We start from the raw sequence: 19,943 nt of genomic DNA on the forward strand, positions 1-19,943 counted from the left end.
GTGGCCAAACCCGCGACGCAGCGACCCAAGCTGCCCGGCGTCGGTCGACTCGGGCTCGTGGAACCGACGGCGCAGGCCGACCTCGACGCACTCGGGTGGAACACCGACGCCCACGTCGAACTGCTGTGGTCACTGTCGCGCGCTCCCGACGCCGACACCGCGCTGAAGGCGATCGTGCGCCTGTCCGAAGCGCTGGAGTCCGGTTGGAACGACCTCGACACCGCGCTGCGTAAGGATCGCGGGCTGCGCGGACGCCTGTTCGCCGTCCTCGGATCGTCGTTGGCCCTGGGCGACCACCTGGTCGCCAACCCCGACTCGTGGCGACTTCTCGCCGGCGACGTCAGGCTGCCCGACCCTCAGCAGCTGCGCGACATGTTCGCCGAACGGGCCGACAGCGCAACGGGTCCCACGAGCGCGGCGGTCCCGCCGCTGCGCACCCTCTACCGCGACCGTCTCCTCGTGCTGGCTGCTCTGGACGTGGCCTCCACCGTCGAGAACGAACCGGTGCTGCCGTTCACCGTCGTCGGCGAACACCTCTCCGACCTCGCCGACGCGGCGCTGGCCGCGGCACTGCGGGTCGTGACGGCGTCGGTGTGCGGCGACCAGCCCGCGCCCACCCTGACCATCATCGCGATGGGCAAATGCGGTGCGCGGGAACTGAATTACGTCAGCGATGTCGACGTCATCTTCGTCGCCGACGACGACGCCCACAGCAGCCTCGCGCTGGCCACCCGGATCGCCGGCGAGATGATGCGGCTGGCCTCCGATGCGTTCTTCGAAGTCGACGCCGCGCTGCGCCCCGAGGGCAAGCAGGGGCAGCTGGTGCGCACCCTGGAATCGCATGTGGCCTACTACGAGCGCTGGGCCAAGACGTGGGAGTTCCAGGCATTGCTCAAGGCCCGGCCCGCCGCCGGTGACGAGGACCTCGGGCGGCGCTACATCGACGCGCTGATGCCCATGGTGTGGACGGCCTCCCAACGCGAGGACTTCGTGCCCGAGGTGCAGGCCATGCGCCGGCGCGTGGAGGAATTGGTGCCCGCGGGTGTACGGACCCGCGAGATCAAGCTGGGCACAGGCGGTCTGCGCGACGTCGAGTTCGCCGTGCAGCTGCTGCAACTCGTGCACGGCCGCACCGACGAGTCACTGCACGTCGCCTCGACGGTGAACGCGCTGACCGCGCTCGGCGACGGCGGGTACATCGGGCGCGACGACGCCGCGAACATGACGGCGTCCTACGAATTCCTGCGGCTGCTCGAACACCGGTTGCAGCTTCAACGCCTCAAGCGCACCCACATGCTGCCCGAGGCCGACGACGAGGAGGCGATGCGCTGGCTCGCCCGCGCCGCCCACATGCGACCCGACGGCCGCCACGACGCGCTCGGCGTGCTGAGGGAAGAACTCAAGCGGCAGAACCACCGGGTGTCGCGCCTGCACGCGAAAATCTTCTACCAGCCGCTGCTGGAATCGGTCGGTCAAGCGTCCCTGGGCATTTCGGACGTGATGAGCACCGACGCCGCCGAACGCCAGCTGGCGGCACTGGGGTACGAAGGGCCGCAGAGCGCGCTGACACATCTGGCGGCGCTGACCGGCGGGACGGGCCGGCGGGGCCGGGTGCAGCAGGTGCTGCTCCCCACGCTGCTCGACTGGCTGTCCGACACCCCCGACCCGGACGCCGGGCTGCTGAACTACCGCAGGATCAGCGACGAACTCGCCGAGCAGCGCTGGTTTCTCGCCACCCTGCGCGACGAGGGGGCCGTCGCCAAACGGCTGATGCACGTGATCGGCACCTCCGCCTACGTCCCGGAGCTGTTGATGCGCGCACCCGAGGTGATCCAGATGTATGCCGACGGCCCCAACGGGCCCAAGCTGTGTGACGTGGACACCGAGGGTGTCGCGAAGTCTCTGGTGGCCTCGGCGGCGCGCCACAGCGACCCACTGCGGGCGATCGCGGCGGCGCGCTCCCTGCGCCGCCGTGAGCTCGCCCGGATCGCGTCGGCCGACCTGCTGGGCATGTTGGACGTCACCGATGTCTGTAAGCAGCTGACGCTGGTGTGGGTGGCGGTCCTGCAGGCCGCCCTCGATGCGATCATGCGGGCCAACGCCCCGGACGGACGGGCCCCGGCGCGCATCGCGGTCATCGGCATGGGACGCCTCGGCGGTGGTGAACTCGGGTACGGCTCGGACGCCGACGTGATGTTCGTCTGCGAACCCACAGCGGGCGTCGAGGAGTCGGTGGCGGTGAAGTGGGCGGTGACGGTGGCCGAACAGGTCCGCGCCCGGCTCGGAACGCCCAGCGCCGACCCGCCGCTGGAGGTGGACGCCAACCTGCGACCCGAGGGGCGCAGCGGCCCCCTCGTGCGCACCCTGGCGTCCTACGAGGCCTACTACGCGCAGTGGGCGCAGGCCTGGGAGATCCAGGCGCTGTTGCGCGCGCACCGGGTGGCAGGTGACCTGGAGCTGGGGGAGCGGTTCCTGCTGATGATCGACAAGACGCGCTACCCCGCCGGGGGCGCATCGGCCGAGACGGTGCAGGAGATCCGCCGGATCAAGGCGCGCGTCGACGCCGAACGGCTGCCGCGCGGCGCCGACCCCAACACCCACACCAAGCTGGGGCGTGGCGGCCTGGCCGACATCGAGTGGACCGTGCAGCTGCTGCAACTGCGCTTCGCCCACAAGATCTCGGCGCTGCACACCACCTCGACGCTGGACACCCTCAACGCCATCGGTGCCGCCGAGCTGATCGCCGAGGGCGATCTGGAGCTGCTGCGCGATGCGTGGCTGACCGCGACGAAGGCCCGCAACGCGCTGGTGCTGGTGCGCGGCAAACCGACCGATCAGCTGCCCGGCCCGGGCAAGATGCTCAACGCCGTCGCGGTGGCGGCGGGCTGGCCCAACGGCGACGGCGGCGAATTCCTGGACAACTACCTACGGGTGACACGCAGGGCAAAAGCCGTGGTGCTGAGAGTTTTCGGAGGCTGAGGGTGCAATTTCCGTTCGACGTCATCAGCGCCGAGGAATACGACCGGCAGCGGGAGAGCTATGTGCCGCTGACCGACGCGCTGCGCCGCCTGATCGACGCGGGCATCCACACCGCCGTCGACGAGGCGACCGTGGCGCAGGCGCTCGCCCACCTGTCGGCGGCGACGGAACTGCTGGAAGGCGAACAGCGCACCGCCACCTCGACGCTGCGGCACGCGGACACCGGGCGCCCGCTGGCGTGGGCGAATCCAGCTGTGGGACTGCGCAATGCGATCGCCCCACCGATGATCATCCAGCACGAGGCCGACGGGACCTGCTGGAGCGAGTTCACCCTCGGTCCGGCGTATGAGGGTCCCCCCGGATGGGTGCACGGCGGAATCTGCGCGTTGCTGCTCGACCACATCCTCGGTGAGGTCGCCAGCGAGGGACTGAACCAGCCGAAGTTCACCGGCACCATCAGCGTGAAGTACCTGCGTGGCACACATCTCGGACGGGTGCGCGCCGAGGCGTTCGTCGAACGCTCCGAAGGCGTGAAAACCTATGCGCGCGGCTACCTCAAGGACGACGAGGGCATCACCGTCGAGGCCGACGGCGTGTTCATCAAACCCGCCTGGGCGCGGGACGCCGGATGAGGTTCTACATCTCGACGGCGTTCCTCGACACCCGCGAAGCCGTCGAGATCGCCCGCGCCGCAGACGACCTCGGCTACTACGGGATGGCGATCCCCGATCACGTGATCAACCTCGAGACGCTGGCCACGCCCTACCCGTACACCAAGGACGGGGCGAGGCGCTGGGAGGCGTTCACCGATTGGCCGGACCCGTGGGTGATGATCGGCGCCGTCGCGCTCGCCACGACGCAGCTGCACTTCGTCACCACCGTGTACCTGCCCGCGATGCGGGACCCGTACTCGGCCGCCAAAGCGATCGGCACCGCGGCGGTGCTCGCCGAGGGCCGGTTGCAGCTCGGCGTCGGCGTGGGCTGGTGCCGCGAGGAATTCGAGCTGCTGGGCCAGCAGTTCGAACGGCGCGGCAAGCGCACCGACGAGATGCTGGAGCTCATGAAGGCGCTGTGGTCGCCGGGCTGGACGGAGTTCGCCGGCGAGTTCTACACCGCCCCACGGCTGGAGATGGAGCCGACACCGCCGCCCATCCCAATCTACGTCGGCGGACTGTCCGACATCGCCCTGCGTCGCGCTGCACGCCACGACGGCTGGATCGGCGACCTCATCAGCCTGGACCAGGCGCTCGAGCGGGTGGCCACCGTGGGCCGGCTACGTGCCGAAAAGGGCCTGACGATGGACGATTTCGAGGTCATCACGCCGCTGACCGATGCCTTCCTGCCCGAACACTACGAGCGTGCGGCGGCCGGTGGGATCACCGGCATCATCACGATGCCGTGGATGTTCTACAGCGGCCCCGACGCATCCCTGGACCAGAAGATCGACGGGATGCGCCGGTTCCGTGAGGATCTCGGTCTGTGAACTAGACGATCACGCCCGAGGCCCCGGCGATGGGCACTGTGACCGTGATCGGCAGGGTGCCGCCGTAGCCGTCGTCGACGATGATCGTGAAGACGTCCCGCTTGTCGTTCTCGGTCGCGCCCGGAGCCCCCGCTGCAGCGCGGGCGGCGTCGGTCGGGGTGTAGACGAACGCGCCTGTCGCACCGACGAAGACGGTGCCCCTGGGCGTGCCCCCCGGGCCGGCGTAGGTGATGACGTCGCGTTCGGGGTCGGTCACCGACACGGTGCCGGCGACCTTGCCGCTCCCCGGTGCCGGGGTGCCGACCGTGACCGCGCCGTCCTTCGGACCCTGGTTGACATGCCCCAAAGGTGCGATCGTGGCGCTGACGAGCACCGACGTCGTGCCGCCGTGGCCATCGTCGACCGTGACCCGGAACCGGTCGATCCTGTCCCACGACGGCGCGAAGCGCTCGCTCGCCTCCGCCCGGGCCTCGGCGGTGGGGGTGTAGGTGAACGTGCCGTCGGGGTTGACCGTGATCGTGCCCTTGCGCGTGCTCTCCGGCGCGCTGAACGTCAGGGTGTCTCCGTCGGCCTCGTCCGCCGTGATCTTGCCGGTCACCAGACCGCTGTTGAGGTTGGTGAACTGGTCGGCGACATCCACCCCTGACGGCCTGCTGTTGAGCGGTTTGATCCGGACGGTCACCGCGACCGTCGCGGTGCCTCCGTGGCCGTCGTCGACGACGATGTCGAAGGTGTCCACCTTGTCGTCTGCGCCGGCGCCGGCTGCTGCGGCGGCATGGCGGGCGGCCTCGGTGGGCGTGTAGGTGAAGCGGCCACGCGCGCTCATCACCACCACGCCGCCCTTGTCGGTGGCCGACGCCGTGTAGGTCAGGCCGTCGCGGTCGAGGTCACGGGCGGTGACCCGGCCGTAGACGTCGGCGCTGAACCACGAAGGGCTCGTGCTGACCGTAGCCGACGGAGAGTTGTTGCCCGGCTTGACCTTCACCGTCACGGTGATGGTCCGCACCCCGCCGTGACCGTCGTCGACGACCACGTCGAAGGTGTCCTGCTTGTCGGCCGCGGTGGCGCCGGCCGCCGCGGCGGTGTGCCTGGCCGCTGCGGTGGGGTTGTAGGTGAACCTGCCGTCCTCGTCGATGACGACCGTGCCCCCCTTCGCGGTGGGCGACGCGGTGTAGGTCAGCGTGTCCCTGTCGGTGTCCCGGCCGGTGACGGTGCCCCGGACCGTGGCGCTGAACCACGACAGGCTCGACCTGACGGTCGCGGTGGGCGCGGCGTTGGCCGGGGCGATGGTGACCACGACGGGCACCGTGATGACCCCGCGCCTGCTGTCGCTGATCGTCAGGACGAAGGTGTCCTGCTTCTGGTCGGCGGTCGCGCCCGTCGCGGCGGCGGCATGCCGCGCCGCAGCGCTCGGGGTGTAGGTGAACGTGAACCCGTCGCCCGACCGCGTGACGGTGACGGTTCCCTTGCCCGGCCGCGACGCCGTGGCGGTCAACGGGTTGCCTTCGGGGTCGGTGACGCCGACCGAACCGGTGACCACCCCGGATCCGTTGGGCGCGTTGACGACCGGCGCCCCGGCCACCGGGTTCTGATTGGGTCCCGTCAGCGAGATCAGGTGGACCTTGTTGTTGCTGAAGTCGGCCCAGTAGAGCTGGGTGCCGTCGGGGCTCACCGCGATGGCGGCGGGGCCGTCGACGAGGTACGGATTGGCGACCACGGTGGTCAGTTCGGCCTTGCTCGCGATGTCGTAGACCGACAGCTTGCCGTCCCCGCTGCGCGCCACGAAAAGCGTTGTGCCGTCCGGACTGACTGCGACGTCGAAGGGCGTGCCCGCCCCCACGGCGATGCTGTCGACGATCTCATGTGTCGCGGTGTCGATGATGTGCACGCTGCCGCTGGGGTCGGAGAGGTAGACCCGCGAACTGTCGGCCCCGAAGGTTAGACCCAACGATCCCGGCGTGACGGACGCGATGGTCGTGGCGACGAGGGAGAACGGTGAGAAGTAGGACACGTCGCCGGTGTCGCTCGTGGTGTAGATCTTCAGTCCGTCGGGGCTGACCGCGATCGTCGACGTGCCCTCGGGCACACCGAAGATGGTGCCCGTGACGGTATTGCTCAGGGTGCTGATCCGCGACACCGTGCCGTCTTCGCCGTTGACGACGTACACGCTGGACCCGTTCGGGCTAATGGCGATACCGGTCGGAGCCTTGCCCACCCGGATGGAGGCGACCAGGGAGTTCGTCGCGGTGCTGATGACCGAGACCCGACCGGACGCGACGCCGGTGACGTAGAGGCGGCTTCCGCCGGGTGTCAGCGCCATCATCGCCGGGTTCGAGAAGAGGGTGATGGTGTCGATCACCGAGCCGGTCAAGGTGTCGATGACCGTGATCGACTTGCTGCCGGAATTCGCCACGTACGCCCGGGTGTCGGTGGCGACCACGTCGGTCGGCTGCGTGCCGACGAGCACCTCACCGAGACGACTGATGGCGGCCGCCTGTTCCGGCGTCAGCAGTGCGGTGGCGATGGCGTTGCCCGACGCTCCGGTGAGCTTGGTCGAGTCGGGCAGGCCGAGCTGACGGCGTGCCGCGCCGGCGAGCACCCACCACAGCGGCGACTCGGTGGGCGCTTCGGGTGCACCGGCGGGGCCGAGCAGCGACGCGAGAATGCTGGACAGGGTGACCGAGGCCGACGCAGGAGCGGGGGACTGATCGGCGGGGGCCGGCGGCGCGGCGGGAACGTCCTCGGCCGCGGCCGGTTCGGCTGCCGGCACCTCGGGATCGGCGGCGGCCGGCGCGGCGACCGGCTCTTCGGCCGCGGGCTCGGGATCGGGCGTCGTCTCGGCATCGGTCCCGAGATCGGCGTCGTCACCGGCGACCTCTTCGGGGGCTGGGGTCGGCGCGGATTCCGAGCCGGCGCTGTTCCCCGAACCGTCCGACCCGGTCTCCGGGGCGGGGTCCTCGTCCTCGGACTCCTCGTCCGCCGGGAGCTCCTCGTCCTCGGGTTCGACGTCGGCAGGCTCCTCGTCTGCGGGGGGCTCGGGATCACCGGTGTCCCCGTCGGACGGGCCGGGGTTCTCGCTACCCAAATCCTCGGTCGTCGTGTCGCCTGCGGGGCTTTCGCTCACCGAGTTCGACGCGCCGGCACCGTCATCGGCTAACGCGATTCCCGGAGATCCGGCGAGGCCGAACCCCACCCCCAGAGCAAATGCCAACGCGCCGATACGCCCGACGTAGTGTGAATGCCGCACGGCATTCCTCCCCCCGAAGAATTTCTACCGCTGTCAATTAAGCGAGATCCTAAGGGGGCGAGCGCGCGGATCGCGGCGCATTCCCGAATATTCACGTACGCGTCGGCGACGAGTCGTCCTCACGCACTGCAAACCCGGTTGCCATCGGTGCGCCTTGATGGCAACCGGGTTGTGAGCAAACGTGGTTTTGCGTCAGCGGCGACGGGCGAAGCGATCCCGCAATCCGGCGATCCCACGGCGGCGCGGCACGGCGGTCGTGGTGGCGGATTGGGTGTAGCCGGCACGTGGTGCGACATAGCCCGTGCCGACGCGACGACGTCCGTCCACCGACCACACGCCGGCGCCGGTCGTCGCCAGAAGCAGGAACGCGAAGCAGAACAGCAGCGAGGCCTCACCTCCGTTGCCGCCTGCGGCCGCGTCGTAGGGCCAGAAGCTGGCAGGCGTGCCACCCAGGATGCCCCAGTGCTGCCACAGATACGCCACGGCCATCTCGCCCGAGGCGATGAACGCGGCGATGCGCGTGAAGAACCCGATGGTGATCAGGAGCCCGAGGACCAGCTCGAGGATGCCGGCGAACCAGTAGGGCCAAGTGCCGACCGGCACGGCTTGACCGAGCGGCCAGCCGAACAGCTTCATCGTGCCGTGCAGCATGAACACCAGACCGAAGACGATCCGGAAGATGCTCAGCACGGGGGAGGAGTAACTCGCGAGACGGGCGTCGAGGTTCGCAGTCATGGGGTCAGCCTATCGCGGCGGACCGCGGTCCGGATATAGCCGGCGTCAACGTCGATCAGTGGGCCGGACGCAGAAAAGCCCACCCGCGGGAACGGGTGGGCTTCTCTGCGATTCGACTTACACGTCGTAGTACAGCGAGAACTCGTACGGGTGAGGACGGATCTGGATCGGCATGATCTCGTTCTCCCGCTTGTAGGAGATCCACGTCTCGATCAGATCGGTCGTGAACACCCCACCCTCGGTCAGGTATTCGTGATCCTGCTCGAGCTTGTCGATCACGGCCGCCAGCGACGTGGGCGCCTGCGGGATGTTCGCGGCCTCCTCGGGAGGCAGCTCGTAGAGGTCCTTGTCGACCGGGGCCAGCGGCTCGATCTTCTTCTTGATGCCGTCGATGCCGGCCATCAGCATCGCCGCGAACGCCAGGTACGGGTTGCCCGAGCTGTCCGGGCAGCGGAACTCGAGGCGCTTGGCCTTCGGGTTGTTGCCCGTGATCGGGATACGGACGCACGCCGACCGGTTGCGCTGGCTGTAGACCAGGTTGATCGGGGCCTCGTAACCCGGAACCAGACGCTTGTAGGAGTTCACCGTCGGGTTGGTGAACGCCAGCAGCGACGGGGCGTGGTGCAGGATGCCGCCGATGTAGTGGCGGGCCATGTCCGACAGGCCGGCGTAGCCCGACTCGTCGTGGAACAACGGCTTGCCGTCCTTCCACAGCGACTGGTGGGCGTGCATGCCGGAGCCGTTGTCACCGAACAGCGGCTTGGGCATGAAGGTGACGGTCTTGCCGTTCTGCCACGCGGTGTTCTTGATGATGTATTTGAACAGCAGCACATCGTCGGCCGCGTGCAGCAGCGTGTTGAACTTATAGTTGATCTCGGCCTGACCGGCGGTGCCGACCTCGTGGTGGCCGCGCTCCAGGGTGAACCCGGCGTTGATCAGGTTGGTCGACATCTCGTCGCGCAGGTCGACGTAGTGGTCGTACGGGGCGACGGGGAAGTAGCCGCCCTTGGGGCGGACCTTGTAGCCGCGGTTCGGGCTGCCGTCGGCCTCGAGCGGCTCGCCGGTGTTCCACCAGCCCGACTCGGAGTCGACCTCGTAGAAGGTGCCGTTGATCCGCGAGTCGAAGGACACCGAGTCGAAGATGTAGAACTCGGCCTCGGCGCCGAAGAAGCACGTGTCGGCGATGCCGGTGCTGGCCAGGTAGTTCTCGGCCTTGCGGGCGACGTTGCGCGGGTCGCGCGAGTACGCCTCGCGGGTGAACGGATCGTGCACGAAGAAGTTCAGGTTCAGCGTCTTGGCGGCACGGAACGGATCGATGCGCGCGGTCGCGGGGTCGGGCAGCAGCATCATGTCCGACTCGTGGATGGACTGGAAGCCACGCACCGACGAGCCGTCGAACGCGAGGCCGTCCTCGAACACGCTCTCGTCGAACGCCGACGCAGGGATCGAGAAGTGCTGGACGACACCGGGCAGATCGCAGAACCGGACGTCGACGTACTCGACGTTCTCGTCCCGGATCAGCTTGATGATGTCGTCTGCGGTCTGTTCTGCCACTGATTGCTCTCCTTTTGACTTTGTAGCCCGCCGGTGACGCTATGGACACGATGTTGCACGGCAGTCAACCGCATGTTGCGTAGACGTTACGCATGCCCGCCGACGCGGCCGCGCCGAAGCGGTCCCGGCCGACACCTATCCTTACAGCATGGCCCGAACCATTGGGTCCTGGCTGTCGGGACCGTCGCAATCGGACGATCCCGGCGCCCGGTCCACGTATCCAGGCGAACGCCTCGGCCTGCCCGCGACAGGTCCCGGCTCGATCGCACGCTTCGGACGCCGCATCGCCGCCCTGCTGGTCGACTGGCTGATGTGTTACGGCGTGACCGCCCTGGCGGTCTCTGTCGGCTGGATCAGCGAGGGATTCCAGTCGACCGCGGTGCTGCTCATCTGGCTCGTCCTCGGCGTGGTGTCCGTCCGGCTGTTCGGGTTCACCCCCGGTCAACTGGTCCTCGGGTTGAAGGTCGTCTCGGTCGACCATCGCGCGCACGTCGGCTCCGGACGCGCTGTGGGCCGCGGCCTGCTGATCGCCCTGGTGATCCCGGCCTTGTTCACCGACTCCGACCTGCGGGGCCTGCACGACCTGGCGACCAAGACCGCCGTCGTCAAACGTTAGACCTGGTGGCGGATCCGGCCGTTCATCATCGTCATCGTCACGGTCGCGGCATGGATGTCGTGCGGGTCGATCTCGAAGATGTTGCGGTCCAGCACGATCAGATCCGCCAGTTTGCCCGTCTCCACCGAGCCGACCCTGTCGTCGAGTCTGATCTGGTAGGCCGCGCCGAGGGTGTTGGCGTGGACCGCCTCCGCGACGGTGAGCACTTGATCGGCCGGGGCGAGCACCGCGGCGGCGGGGTCGCCGACGAGCTGGCGGGTCACCCCGATCTGGATGGAGTCCAGCGGCTTGTACGTGGAGAAGTACCCGGCCGCGGGCCAGTCGGTGCCCAGCGAGATGCGCCCGCCGGAGCGCAGGACGTCCTGCGGCCGGTACATCAGGTCCTTGCGGGGTGCGCCGTAGCGTGCGGCCATGTTCTCGAGCGTGTCCGGGTCGGCGGACATCCAGTTGGCTGAGAACTGCGCGGTGACCCCGAGTTCGGCGAACCGCGGCGCGTCACTGTCCTCGACGTAGACGAGGTGCGCGATCGCGTGGCGGCGGTCGCGCGGCGGGTTCGTGGCGATCGCGCGTTCGACGGCGTCGAGTCCGACGCGGGCCGTCCGCTCCCCGCACGCGTGGATGTGCACATCGAAACCGGCGGCGTCGACGTCGCCGACCAGCCGGTGCCACTGCTCCTCGCTGAACGGGGACGCTCCGGTTGACGACGGTTTGTCGGCGTAGGGCTCGATCAGCCACGCGGTGTACCCGCCCTGGGTGCCGTCGCCGATGATCTTCACGACGCCGACGGACACCAGGTCGCCGGCGACCTCGTCCCGGACCGCCGTGAACTTCTCGACGGTGCCCTCGATCGGCGTGGTGCGCACCGAGTACGACGCGACCACCCGGAACGGCAGCAGGTTGCGCCGTTCGGCGTCGGTGTAGAGCCGCAGGATGGCCGCCTGGTCGTCGCCGATGGGTGGCACACCCGCATCGAAGACCGACGTGATGCCAGCTGCCGATGCCTTCGGCAACCACCCCTCGACCAGCGTGCCCATCGTCTCGGGCGAGATGGGCTCGACGGCGTCGACGAGGCCGAGCACGGCGTTGACCTCGAGGACGTAGCCCGTCGGTTCGCCGTTCTCGTCGCGGGCGTAGTAGCTGAACCCGGGGACCGGGTCGGGGGTGTCCTTCCCGACGCCGGCCATCTCAAGGGCCTTGCTGTTGGCCCACAGGCTGTGCCCGTCGATGGCGAAGAAGAAGCCGGGACGGTCGGGCAGCACCCGGTCCAGATCCGCGCGGGTCGGACCCTGTGGCCCGAACATGTCCACGCGCCAACCGAATCCGCGCACCGCGCCGGTCGGGTTGGCCTTGGCATAGGCGTCGATGGCGTCGAGTGCCTCGGTCAGCGTCGGCACCTGCAGGTCTACTCCGGACGTCAGGAACGCCCCGAGGAACGGGTGCGTGTGGCCCTCGACGAAGCCCGGCATCAGCAGCTTGCCGCCGAGGTCGACGACCGTCGTGTCGGCGCCGGCCAGCGCCATCGCGCCGGACTCGTCGCCGACGTAGGAGATGGTGGAGCCCGTGACGGCCACGGCCTCGGCCCACGGGGTGTCGCCGGCCACGGTGTACACGCGACCGTTGCGGAACACGAAGTCGGCATCGGCCGACGCCGACGGTGTGGTGGCGGTGTCAGGGGCCGGGTCCGTCGCGCAGGCGGCCGCGGTGGCGGCGACCGCGGTCACCGCGGCCACACGCAACAGGGACCGCCGGTCCAGAGATCGGCGACCGAACGCCGCGAAGTGCGGCGCCCATTCACACGCAGTGCACATGTGGCCATCCCCCCGGGCCGCGCGGCGTACACCCGCGCACAGTGTCGGTCAGCGCCTGCGGACGGTGCGCTGCACGCCGCGCATCTTGGCCTGCGCCGGCAGCGGGCCCTTGGGCATGGCGGCGGGGCCGACCTTGGTTCCGAGTGCCGCCAGGCGCGACTCCAACGAGTCCATCTGCTTGGCGGTGATGTTGGCGGGCAGCTTGTTGAGGTGGCGCTCCAGCTTCGACAGCGGAACCTCGCCGTCACCGTTGCCGATGATGATGTCGTAGATCGGGACGTCGCCGATGAGCCGGGCGGTGCGCTTCTTCTCCTGCGCCAGCAGCGGCTTGACGCGGTTGGCCGCGCCTTCGCCCACGAAGATCACGCCGGGGCGGCCGATCACGCGGTGCACGGCGTCGAAGTGTCCGGTCGCGGCGACCCCGGGCGTGACCCGCCATTTGCCGCGCAGGTTGTCCAACGCCCACGCGGCGGCACCGGTCTGTCCCTCGGCCTTCTTGTAGACGGATTTCTGGGCGCGGCGGCCGAAGATGATGAACGCGACCAGCGCGCCGAGCACCACGCCCAGTGGGATGAGCATGTACATCGTGAAGCCGCCGGCGACGACGCCGCCCACCACGGACAGCGCGACGATCAGCACGAACGCGCCGATCATGTACGGCAGGAGTCGCTTGTCCTCCTTGCGCTGGATCTGGAACGCCTGCCACAGCTGACTGCGCCGCTGCTTGGACGCCGCCTTGCGGGCGGCCTTGGCTTCGGCCTTGGCGGCCTTATCCTGCGCGGGGTTACGCGATTTCGCCATTGGATCAGGATACTTCGCCGACGATCACGACGATGTCGGCGTCGGCGCCGCTGCGGCGGGTCGCGCCGCGACCGCCTGGGCGTACAGCTTCCCGGCCCGGTAGGACGAGCGGACCAGGGGACCGGCGAGCACTCCGGCGAAGCCGATCTCGGTGGCGTAGCGCTCGTGCTCGACGAACTCCTCCGGGTGCACCCACCGCTCCACGGGATGGTGGCGCGCCGACGGGCGCAGGTACTGGGTGATGGTGACGATGTCGCAGCCGGCGTCGTGCAGGTCGTGCAGCGCGGTGCGCACCTCCTCGGGTGTCTCGCCCATCCCCAGGATCAGGTTGCTCTTGGTGACCAGACCGAACTCGCGGGCCATCGTGATGACCGACAGGCTGCGCTCGTACCGGAAGCCCGGCCGGATCCGCTTGAAGATGCGGGGCACGGTCTCGACGTTGTGGGCGAGCACTTCCGGTCGTGTCCGGAACACCTCGTCGAGTTGGTCGCGGTCGGCGTTGAAGTCGGGGATCAGGAGTTCGACGCCGGTGTTCGGGTTGAGTGCCTTGATCTGGCGGACGGTCTCGGCGTACAGCCAGGCGCCGCCGTCGGGCAGGTCGTCGCGGGCGACGCCGGTCACCGTCGAGTAGCGAAGGCCCATCGCCTGCACGCTCTCGGCGACGCGGCGCGGCTCGTCGCGGTCCAGCTCCGCCGGCTTGCCCGTGTCGATCTGGCAGAAGTCGCAGCGGCGGGTGCACTGCTCGCCACCGATCAGGAACGTGGCCTCGCGGTCCTCCCAGCATTCGAAGATGTTGGGGCAACCGGCTTCCTCGCACACCGTGTGCAGGCCCTCGCGGCGCACCAGGCCCTTGAGCTCCTTGTACTCCGGACCCATCTTCGCCCGGGTCTTGATCCACGGCGGTTTGCGCTCGATGGGCGTCTCGGCGTTCCGTACTTCGAGACGCAGCAGCTTGCGGCCGTCAGGAGCGATAGTCACTGTGCTGATTCTACGCTCGCCGCGCCGACCGCTCCGATCGCGATGCGACCGTCGAGCGAGTCCAGAACGGCGTCTGCCACGCGGTCGATGGCGTCGGCCACGGCGACGGTGTGGCCCAGCTCGGCGGTCAGCGAGGTCACCCCGGCATCGGCGATGCCGCACGGGATGATCGAATTGAATGCGCCCAGGTCGCAGTCGCAGTTGAGCGCGAAGCCGTGCAATGTGGTCGCCCGGGCGACACGGATGCCGATCGCGGCGATCTTGCGGTCCGGACGTCCGCCCCGGCCCGCCACCCACACCCCGGAACGTCCCTCGACCCGGCCCGTCTGCACCCCGAAGGACGCACACACCGTGATCAACGACTCTTCCAGGCGCCGAACGAAGTTGACCACGTCGAGGGGTTCGGCCAGCCCGATGATCGGATAGCCGACCAGCTGCCCGGGCCCGTGCCAGGTGATCTTGCCCCCGCGGTCGGTGTCGATGACCGGTGTGCCGCCGGCGGGCCGCTCCTCGGGCAGGGTCCGCCGGCCTGCGGTGTAGACCGGCGGATGCTCCAGCAGCAGCAGCGAGTCCGGACCGCCGGCCACCCGTTCGTCGGCCAACTCGCGCTGGAGGTCCCACGCGGACTGGTAATCGATCCGGCCCAGCCACTGCACCCGTACCGGCTCGGATGCGGAGCGGATCGACGGCGCCATGCTCTCGACGCTACTCACGGTGGGGCGCGGTGGCGAACGTCAGCGCTTCGCCGATCGTGTTGTGCTGGAATTCGAAACCGGCCCGCTCCAGCGCCGCCGGGATCGCCCGCTGGCCGCCGAGCACACCTTCTTCGGCGAACTCCCCGAGCGCTGCGCGCAGCGCGAATCCCGGAACCACCAGTGGCGTGGGGCGTTTCACCGCGCGGCCCAGCGCGGCGGTGAACTCCGCGTTGGTGACCGGGGCCGGGCCCGTCAGGTTGACCGGTCCGGAGAGGTCGTCGTGCTCCATCGCGAACAGCAGGGCCCGGATCTGGTCCTCCATGCTGATCCACGACAGGTATTGGCGCCCGTTGCCCAGCCGGGCGCCGAGACCCAGCGAGAACAGCGGTTTGAGCCGGCCGAGCATGCCGCCCGACTGCGACATGACCAGGCCGGTCCGCGTCAGCACCACGCGCGCACCGGACTCCGCCGCCGCGGCCGTCGCGGCTTCCCAGTCGATCGTCAGGCGTGCCAGGAAGTTGTGGCCCGGCCCCGCCGTCTCGTCCACGGGCGTGCTGCCGGTGTCGCCGTAGTAGCCGACAGCGCTGGAATTGATCAGCAGCGGCACCCCGGCCTCGGCGACGGCGTTGGCCAGCACCTCGGTGGGTTCGATCCTGCTGTCGCGCAGCGACTGCTTGAACGCCCCGGACCACCGCTTCTGCCCGACGTTGACGCCGCACAGGTTGACCACGGCGTCCACCCCGCGCAGCACGGTGGAGTCGAACGCGCCGGTGTCAGGGTTCCAGAACACCTCGTCGGCGTTGGACGGCGCGCGGCGCACGATGCGGATCACCCGGTGATCGGTGGCGCGCAGCGCATAGACCAGCGCCGTACCGATCAGACCGGACGATCCCGCTACCGCGACAACCGATTCCGCAGGTATCGACACCGTGGTCTACAACCCCAGGTCGGCCTCGAACGCGCCCTCTTCGAGACGGCGCTTGATGGTGGAGACGAACCGGCCCGCGTCGGCACCGTCGATGAGGCGGTGATCGTAGGTCAGCGGCAGGTAGGACACCGACCGCACACCGATCGACTCGTTGCCGAACTCGTCGACGATCACCCGGGGACGCTTGACGATCGCGCCGGTGCCCAGCATGGCCGCCTGCGGCGGCACCAGGATCGGGGTGTCGAACAACGCGCCCTGGCTGCCGATATTGGTGATCGTGAACGTGCCGCCGGACAGTTCGTCGGGCTTGAGGTTGCTCGACCGGGCCCGCGCCGCGATGTCGGAGATCGCCCGCGCCAGCCCACCCAGCGACAGATCGCCGGCGTTCTTGATCACCGGGGACAGCAGCCCCTGCTCGGTGTCGACGGCGAAGCCCAGATGCTCGGCGTCGTAGTAGGTGATCTCCTTGGACTCTTCGTTGTAGCTGGCGTTGATGTTCGGATGCAGCTTCAGCGCGTCGATGACGGCCCTGGCGATGAACGGCAGGTACGTCAGGTTGACGCCTTCGCGCTCGGCGAAGCCGGCCTTCGCCTTGGCCCGCAGGGCCACGATCTTGGTCATGTCGACCTCGTGGACCTGAGTGAGCTGCGCGGTGGCCTGCAGCGACTCGCGGGTCTTCTTCGCCGTGATCTGCCGGATCCGGTTCGCCTTCTGCGTGGTTCCGCGCAGATGAGCCAGCGCGCCCTCGGGCGGGGGCACGGGCGCCGAAGGCTTGCTCGGCGCCGACGCTGCCGGCGCGGATTCGGTCTTCGGGGCCTTGTTCGCCTCCGCGGCGGCGAGCACGTCCTGCTTGCGGATGCGCCCACCGACGCCGGTGCCCTTGACCGACGTCAGATCGACGTTGTTCTCGCTGGCCAGCTTGCGCACCAGCGGAGTGACGTACGGGCTCTCACCCGTCGACTCGGCAGCGGCCGTCTCGGGCTGGGGCTTGGAGTCGGACTTGGAATCGGCCTTGGGCTCGGACTTGGGCTCGGCCTTGGGCTCGGACTTGGGCTCCGGCTTGGCCTCTTCGGACGGCTTCGCCTTGGGCTTGGTCTGCTCGGGCTCGGGCTCCGGTTCGGGCTCGGGCTCAGGCTCCGGCTCGGGCTCGGGTTCTGGCTCCGGTTCGGGTTCTGGTTCCGGCTCGGACGAGCCCTCGGCGCCCTCGTCGCCGATGGTGGCCAGCTCGCCGCCGACCTCCACGGTGTCGTCTTCCTCGGCGGTGATCGACAGCAGGGTCCCCGCGACCGGAGACGGGATCTCGGTGTCCACCTTGTCCGTGGAGACCTCGACCAGAGGCTCGTCGACCTCGACGCTGTCGCCGACCTTCTTCAGCCAGCGGGTGACCGTGCCCTCGGTGACGGACTCGCCCAGTTCGGGCATCAGGACCGGCTGGGACTTGCCCGAACCGCCGGACGATCCCTTGGACGTGGGCTTCGACTCGGGCTCGGGCTCGTCCTGGGAGTCTTCCTCGGGCTCGGGCTCGGGCTCGGACTCTTCGGCCTCGTCCGCGCTGCCCTCGTCCGCGCTGTCGCTCTCGTCGTCGGCGCTGTCGTCGCTGTCGCTCTCGTCGTCCGAGCCCTCGTCGCCGTCGCTGTCGTCGGCGTCCCCGATGACCGCGAGTTCACCGCCCACCTCGACGGTGTCGTCCTCCTGGGCGACGATCTTCTTCAGCACACCCGCGGCGGGGGAAGGAATCTCGGTGTCGACCTTGTCGGTCGACACCTCCAGCAGTGGCTCGTCCTCCTCGACCGTGTCTCCCTCTTGCTTCAGCCAGCGGGTGACTGTCCCCTCGGTAACGCTCTCTCCGAGTGCGGGCATCTGGACGGAGATGGCCATAGGTCGTGGCTCCCTTGCACGTTCATCGCAGGTGTCTGAGGTCTCGCAACCCATCCTGTCACGTCCGACGGGACCTTTCGTCGCGGACGGGCCGACTGATCGCTCTGGCACTATCGAATCAGGAGAGATGGCTAGGGGATGCCCGGAAGGAGCAAGCCCAGGTGGGACTGTTCGACAAGCTTCGCGGCCGGCGCCGCGGAAGCGGTGCGACCACGCGCGACCCCGCGGCGGATCTCCGCTACCTGCAGCAGTGGGTCGCCGAACACCAGGGCGTCGAAGCCTTCATCGAGCCGAAGACGACCGTCACCGAACTCACCGTCGTGCTGGTCGCCGCCGACGGAGAGTGGACCCGGCGCAGGACCGGTGGTGACGCGGGCGCCCGCAAGCTGTCCGACCGGCTGAAGATCCCCGTCTACGACGTGCAGAAGGTCGGCTACCCGCAGCGCATGCGTGACTACGACGCGCGCAGACGGGCCGAACGCAAGCGGGCCGCCCGCGAGGAGCTGGACCGCTAGGCGGTTTCGGTACTGTCCGCTCGTGGAGAACGAGCGGTGTGTCCAGAGCAGCGGCGGCGTCCTGATCGACGTACACGAGCAGGGTGCGCAGGCGGGGCCGACCATCCTTGCGCTGCACGGTCACCCCGACACCTCCCGGGTGTGGGATTCCGTGGTCTCCCGACTGCCTGACCGTTACCGGGTGGTGCGCTGCGACGTGCAGGGGACAGGCCGCTTCGGCGCCGACGAAGTGGCGGCGGTGCTCGACGCGGTGGGCGGCGACGCCGTTCACGTCCTCGCGCACGGCTGGGGGTCCGCGGCGGTATGGCAGTACCTCTCGCGCCCGGGTGCGCAGGACCGCATCGCCTCGTTCACGTCCGCATCGGGACCCAGCCGGGAACAGATCTCCCGATACCTGCGCGGTGCGCTCAGCAGACCGCAGAACCCGCGCCGGTTCGCCGGCGGCGTCGGCCAGCTGGCCCGGCTGGCCGCCGCGGCGCCGCGGTCGGTCACCGACAGGGCCGTGCGGGCCCACCTGCGTTCCGCCGCTGCCGACACCGCGACCGTCGACATCCCCGTTCAGCTCATCGTCGCCAGCGGCGACCGGTATCTCGCCCCGCGCTTCTACGACGAGATGGCGGCCTGGGCGCCCCGGCTGTGGCGACGCGACCTCACCGCCGGCCACGACACACCGCGCTCACACCCGCAGGCGCTGGCCGACGCGGTCACCCAGCTCGTCGACCACCTCGGCGGCGCCCCCGCCTCCCGGGAGTTGCTGCGGGCCCAGGTGGGCCGTCCCCGTAAGGCGTTCGGCGACACCCTCGTCTCCGTCACCGGCGCCGCCAGCGGCATCGGCCGCGAAACTGCGCTGGCATTCGCCCGGGAGGGCGCGGACCTTCTGATCAGCGACGTGGACGCCGACGGCCTCGACGAGACCGCGCGGCTCGTCGGGGCACTCGGCCGGCAGGCCCACACCTACACCGTCGACGTCGCCGACGCCGCGGCGGTCGAATCGTTCGCCGCGCAGGCGTGCGCCGACCACGGGGTCCCCGACATCGTGGTGAACAACGCCGGCGTCGGGCACGCGGGATTCTTCCTCGACACCCCCGCCGAGGAATTCGACCGCGTGCTCGACATCAACCTCGGCGGCGTGGTGAACGGCTGCCGGTCGTTCGGCAAGCGGCTCGCCGACCGCGGGACCGGCGGGCACATCGTCAACGTCGCGTCGATGGCGTCCTACACGCCGGTCAACGTCATGAACGCCTACTGCACGTCCAAGGCCGCCGTCTACATGTTCTCCGATTGCCTACGCGCAGAACTGGATTCGTTCGGCATCGGGTTGACGACGATCTGCCCCGGCATCATCGGCACCAACATCGTCAACACCACCCGCTTCTCGCTGCCCGACGAGCGCAGCTACGACGCGGAGACGATCCGGCGACGGGTCCGGCGAGGCTTCGCGGTGCGCCACGTCGGGCCCGACAAGGTCGCTGCGGCCATCGTCTCGGCGGTCAAAGCCAACAAGCCGGTGCGGCCCGTCACCACGGAGGCCTACCTCGTGTACGGCGTGTCCCACGCGTTGCCGCAGGCGATGCGCAGCGCGGCCCGCGGCGGAAACATCATGTGATCAGCCGCTCGCGGCTCCAGCCCGATCAGCCGCTCGCGGCTCCAGCCCGATCAGCCGCTCGCGGCTCCAGCCCGATCAGCCGCTCGCGGCTCCAGCCCGATCAGCCGCTCGCGGCTCCCG

Annotated in this window: 15 protein-coding genes; 6 read left to right on the forward strand and 9 right to left on the reverse strand. The window is 69.4% G+C overall.

What is annotated here, in order from left to right; genetic code table 11:
- From FHR72_RS19790 to FHR72_RS19800, 3 genes are read left to right on the forward strand one after another with little or no spacing between them, the layout of a single operon-like run.
- The gene (locus tag FHR72_RS19790; protein ID WP_183471267.1) at nt 1–2,979 is read left to right on the forward strand and encodes a bifunctional [glutamine synthetase] adenylyltransferase/[glutamine synthetase]-adenylyl-L-tyrosine phosphorylase; all 2,979 of its coding nucleotides are present in this window, start codon (nt 1–3) and stop codon (nt 2,977–2,979) included.
- A gap of 2 nt (nt 2,980–2,981) precedes the next feature.
- The gene (locus FHR72_RS19795; RefSeq protein WP_183471269.1) at nt 2,982–3,611 is read left to right on the forward strand and encodes a PaaI family thioesterase; all 630 of its coding nucleotides are present in this window, start codon (nt 2,982–2,984) and stop codon (nt 3,609–3,611) included.
- Entirely contained in the window at nt 3,608–4,462 is an 855-nt protein-coding gene (locus tag FHR72_RS19800; RefSeq protein ID WP_183471271.1) for a TIGR03619 family F420-dependent LLM class oxidoreductase, read from the forward strand. Before FHR72_RS19795 ends, FHR72_RS19800 begins: the two co-directional genes overlap by 4 nt.
- A 1-nt stretch (nt 4,463) precedes the next feature.
- Here the strand turns inward: FHR72_RS19800 and FHR72_RS19805 are convergent, their stop codons facing one another.
- From FHR72_RS19805 to glnA, 3 genes are all read right to left on the reverse strand, one after another.
- On the reverse strand, nt 4,464–7,709 hold the full coding sequence (locus FHR72_RS19805; RefSeq protein WP_183471273.1) for a cadherin-like domain-containing protein: 3,246 nt from the start codon (nt 7,707–7,709) through the stop codon (nt 4,464–4,466).
- Between the two features lie 192 nt (nt 7,710–7,901).
- Complete coding sequence (locus FHR72_RS19810; protein WP_183471275.1) at nt 7,902–8,444, reverse strand: DoxX family protein; 543 nt, start codon at nt 8,442–8,444, stop codon at nt 7,902–7,904.
- Between the two features lie 117 nt (nt 8,445–8,561).
- Nucleotides 8,562–9,998, reverse strand: coding sequence for a type I glutamate--ammonia ligase (gene glnA / locus FHR72_RS19815; protein WP_183471277.1), 1,437 nt, complete (start codon nt 9,996–9,998; stop codon nt 8,562–8,564).
- A gap of 148 nt (nt 9,999–10,146) precedes the next feature.
- Here glnA and FHR72_RS19820 point away from each other — a divergent pair, with 148 nt between their 5' ends.
- Nucleotides 10,147–10,614: an RDD family protein gene (locus FHR72_RS19820; protein WP_183471280.1), complete on the forward strand. Its 468-nt coding sequence runs from the start codon at nt 10,147–10,149 to the stop codon at nt 10,612–10,614.
- Here the strand turns inward: FHR72_RS19820 and FHR72_RS19825 are convergent.
- From FHR72_RS19825 to sucB, 6 genes are read right to left on the reverse strand one after another with little or no spacing between them, the layout of a single operon-like run.
- A complete protein-coding gene (locus tag FHR72_RS19825) occupies nt 10,611–12,422 on the reverse strand; it encodes an amidohydrolase (protein ID WP_183471282.1) in 1,812 nt (603 codons plus the stop codon). The genes FHR72_RS19820 and FHR72_RS19825 overlap by 4 nt on opposite strands.
- A gap of 48 nt (nt 12,423–12,470) precedes the next feature.
- The gene (locus tag FHR72_RS19830) at nt 12,471–13,223 is read right to left on the reverse strand and encodes a DUF4191 domain-containing protein (RefSeq protein WP_183471284.1); all 753 of its coding nucleotides are present in this window, start codon (nt 13,221–13,223) and stop codon (nt 12,471–12,473) included.
- A 24-nt stretch (nt 13,224–13,247) separates the two neighbouring features.
- Nucleotides 13,248–14,201 carry a lipoyl synthase gene (gene lipA, locus FHR72_RS19835; protein WP_183471286.1) on the reverse strand — a complete coding sequence of 318 codons (954 nt, stop codon included), beginning with the start codon at nt 14,199–14,201 and terminating at the stop codon, nt 13,248–13,250.
- Entirely contained in the window at nt 14,198–14,896 is a 699-nt protein-coding gene (gene lipB, locus FHR72_RS19840) for a lipoyl(octanoyl) transferase LipB (protein WP_183471288.1), read from the reverse strand. Before lipB ends, lipA begins: the two co-directional genes overlap by 4 nt.
- Nucleotides 14,897–14,906: 10 nt before the next feature.
- Entirely contained in the window at nt 14,907–15,818 is a 912-nt protein-coding gene (locus FHR72_RS19845; RefSeq protein WP_183471488.1) for a TIGR01777 family oxidoreductase, read from the reverse strand.
- A gap of 12 nt (nt 15,819–15,830) precedes the next feature.
- A complete protein-coding gene (gene sucB / locus FHR72_RS19850) occupies nt 15,831–17,702 on the reverse strand; it encodes a 2-oxoglutarate dehydrogenase, E2 component, dihydrolipoamide succinyltransferase (protein ID WP_183471290.1) in 1,872 nt (623 codons plus the stop codon).
- Nucleotides 17,703–17,863: 161 nt separating this feature from the next.
- On the opposite strand from sucB, the gene FHR72_RS19855 reads away from it, so the two are divergent.
- Together FHR72_RS19855 and FHR72_RS19860 are read left to right on the forward strand one after the other, a co-directional pair.
- Nucleotides 17,864–18,217, forward strand: coding sequence for an oxidoreductase (locus tag FHR72_RS19855; protein WP_183471292.1), 354 nt, complete (start codon nt 17,864–17,866; stop codon nt 18,215–18,217).
- 22 nt (nt 18,218–18,239) lie between these two features.
- Nucleotides 18,240–19,823 (forward strand): SDR family oxidoreductase, encoded by a 1,584-nt coding sequence (locus tag FHR72_RS19860; RefSeq protein ID WP_183471294.1) that lies wholly within the window; start codon nt 18,240–18,242, stop codon nt 19,821–19,823.
- The last annotated feature ends 120 nt before the right edge of the window (nt 19,824–19,943 follow it).

Origin of the sequence: Mycolicibacterium iranicum (genome assembly GCF_014190915.1) — a bacterium.
GTDB classification, from domain to species: Bacteria; Actinomycetota; Actinomycetes; order Mycobacteriales; family Mycobacteriaceae; genus Mycobacterium; species Mycobacterium iranicum_B.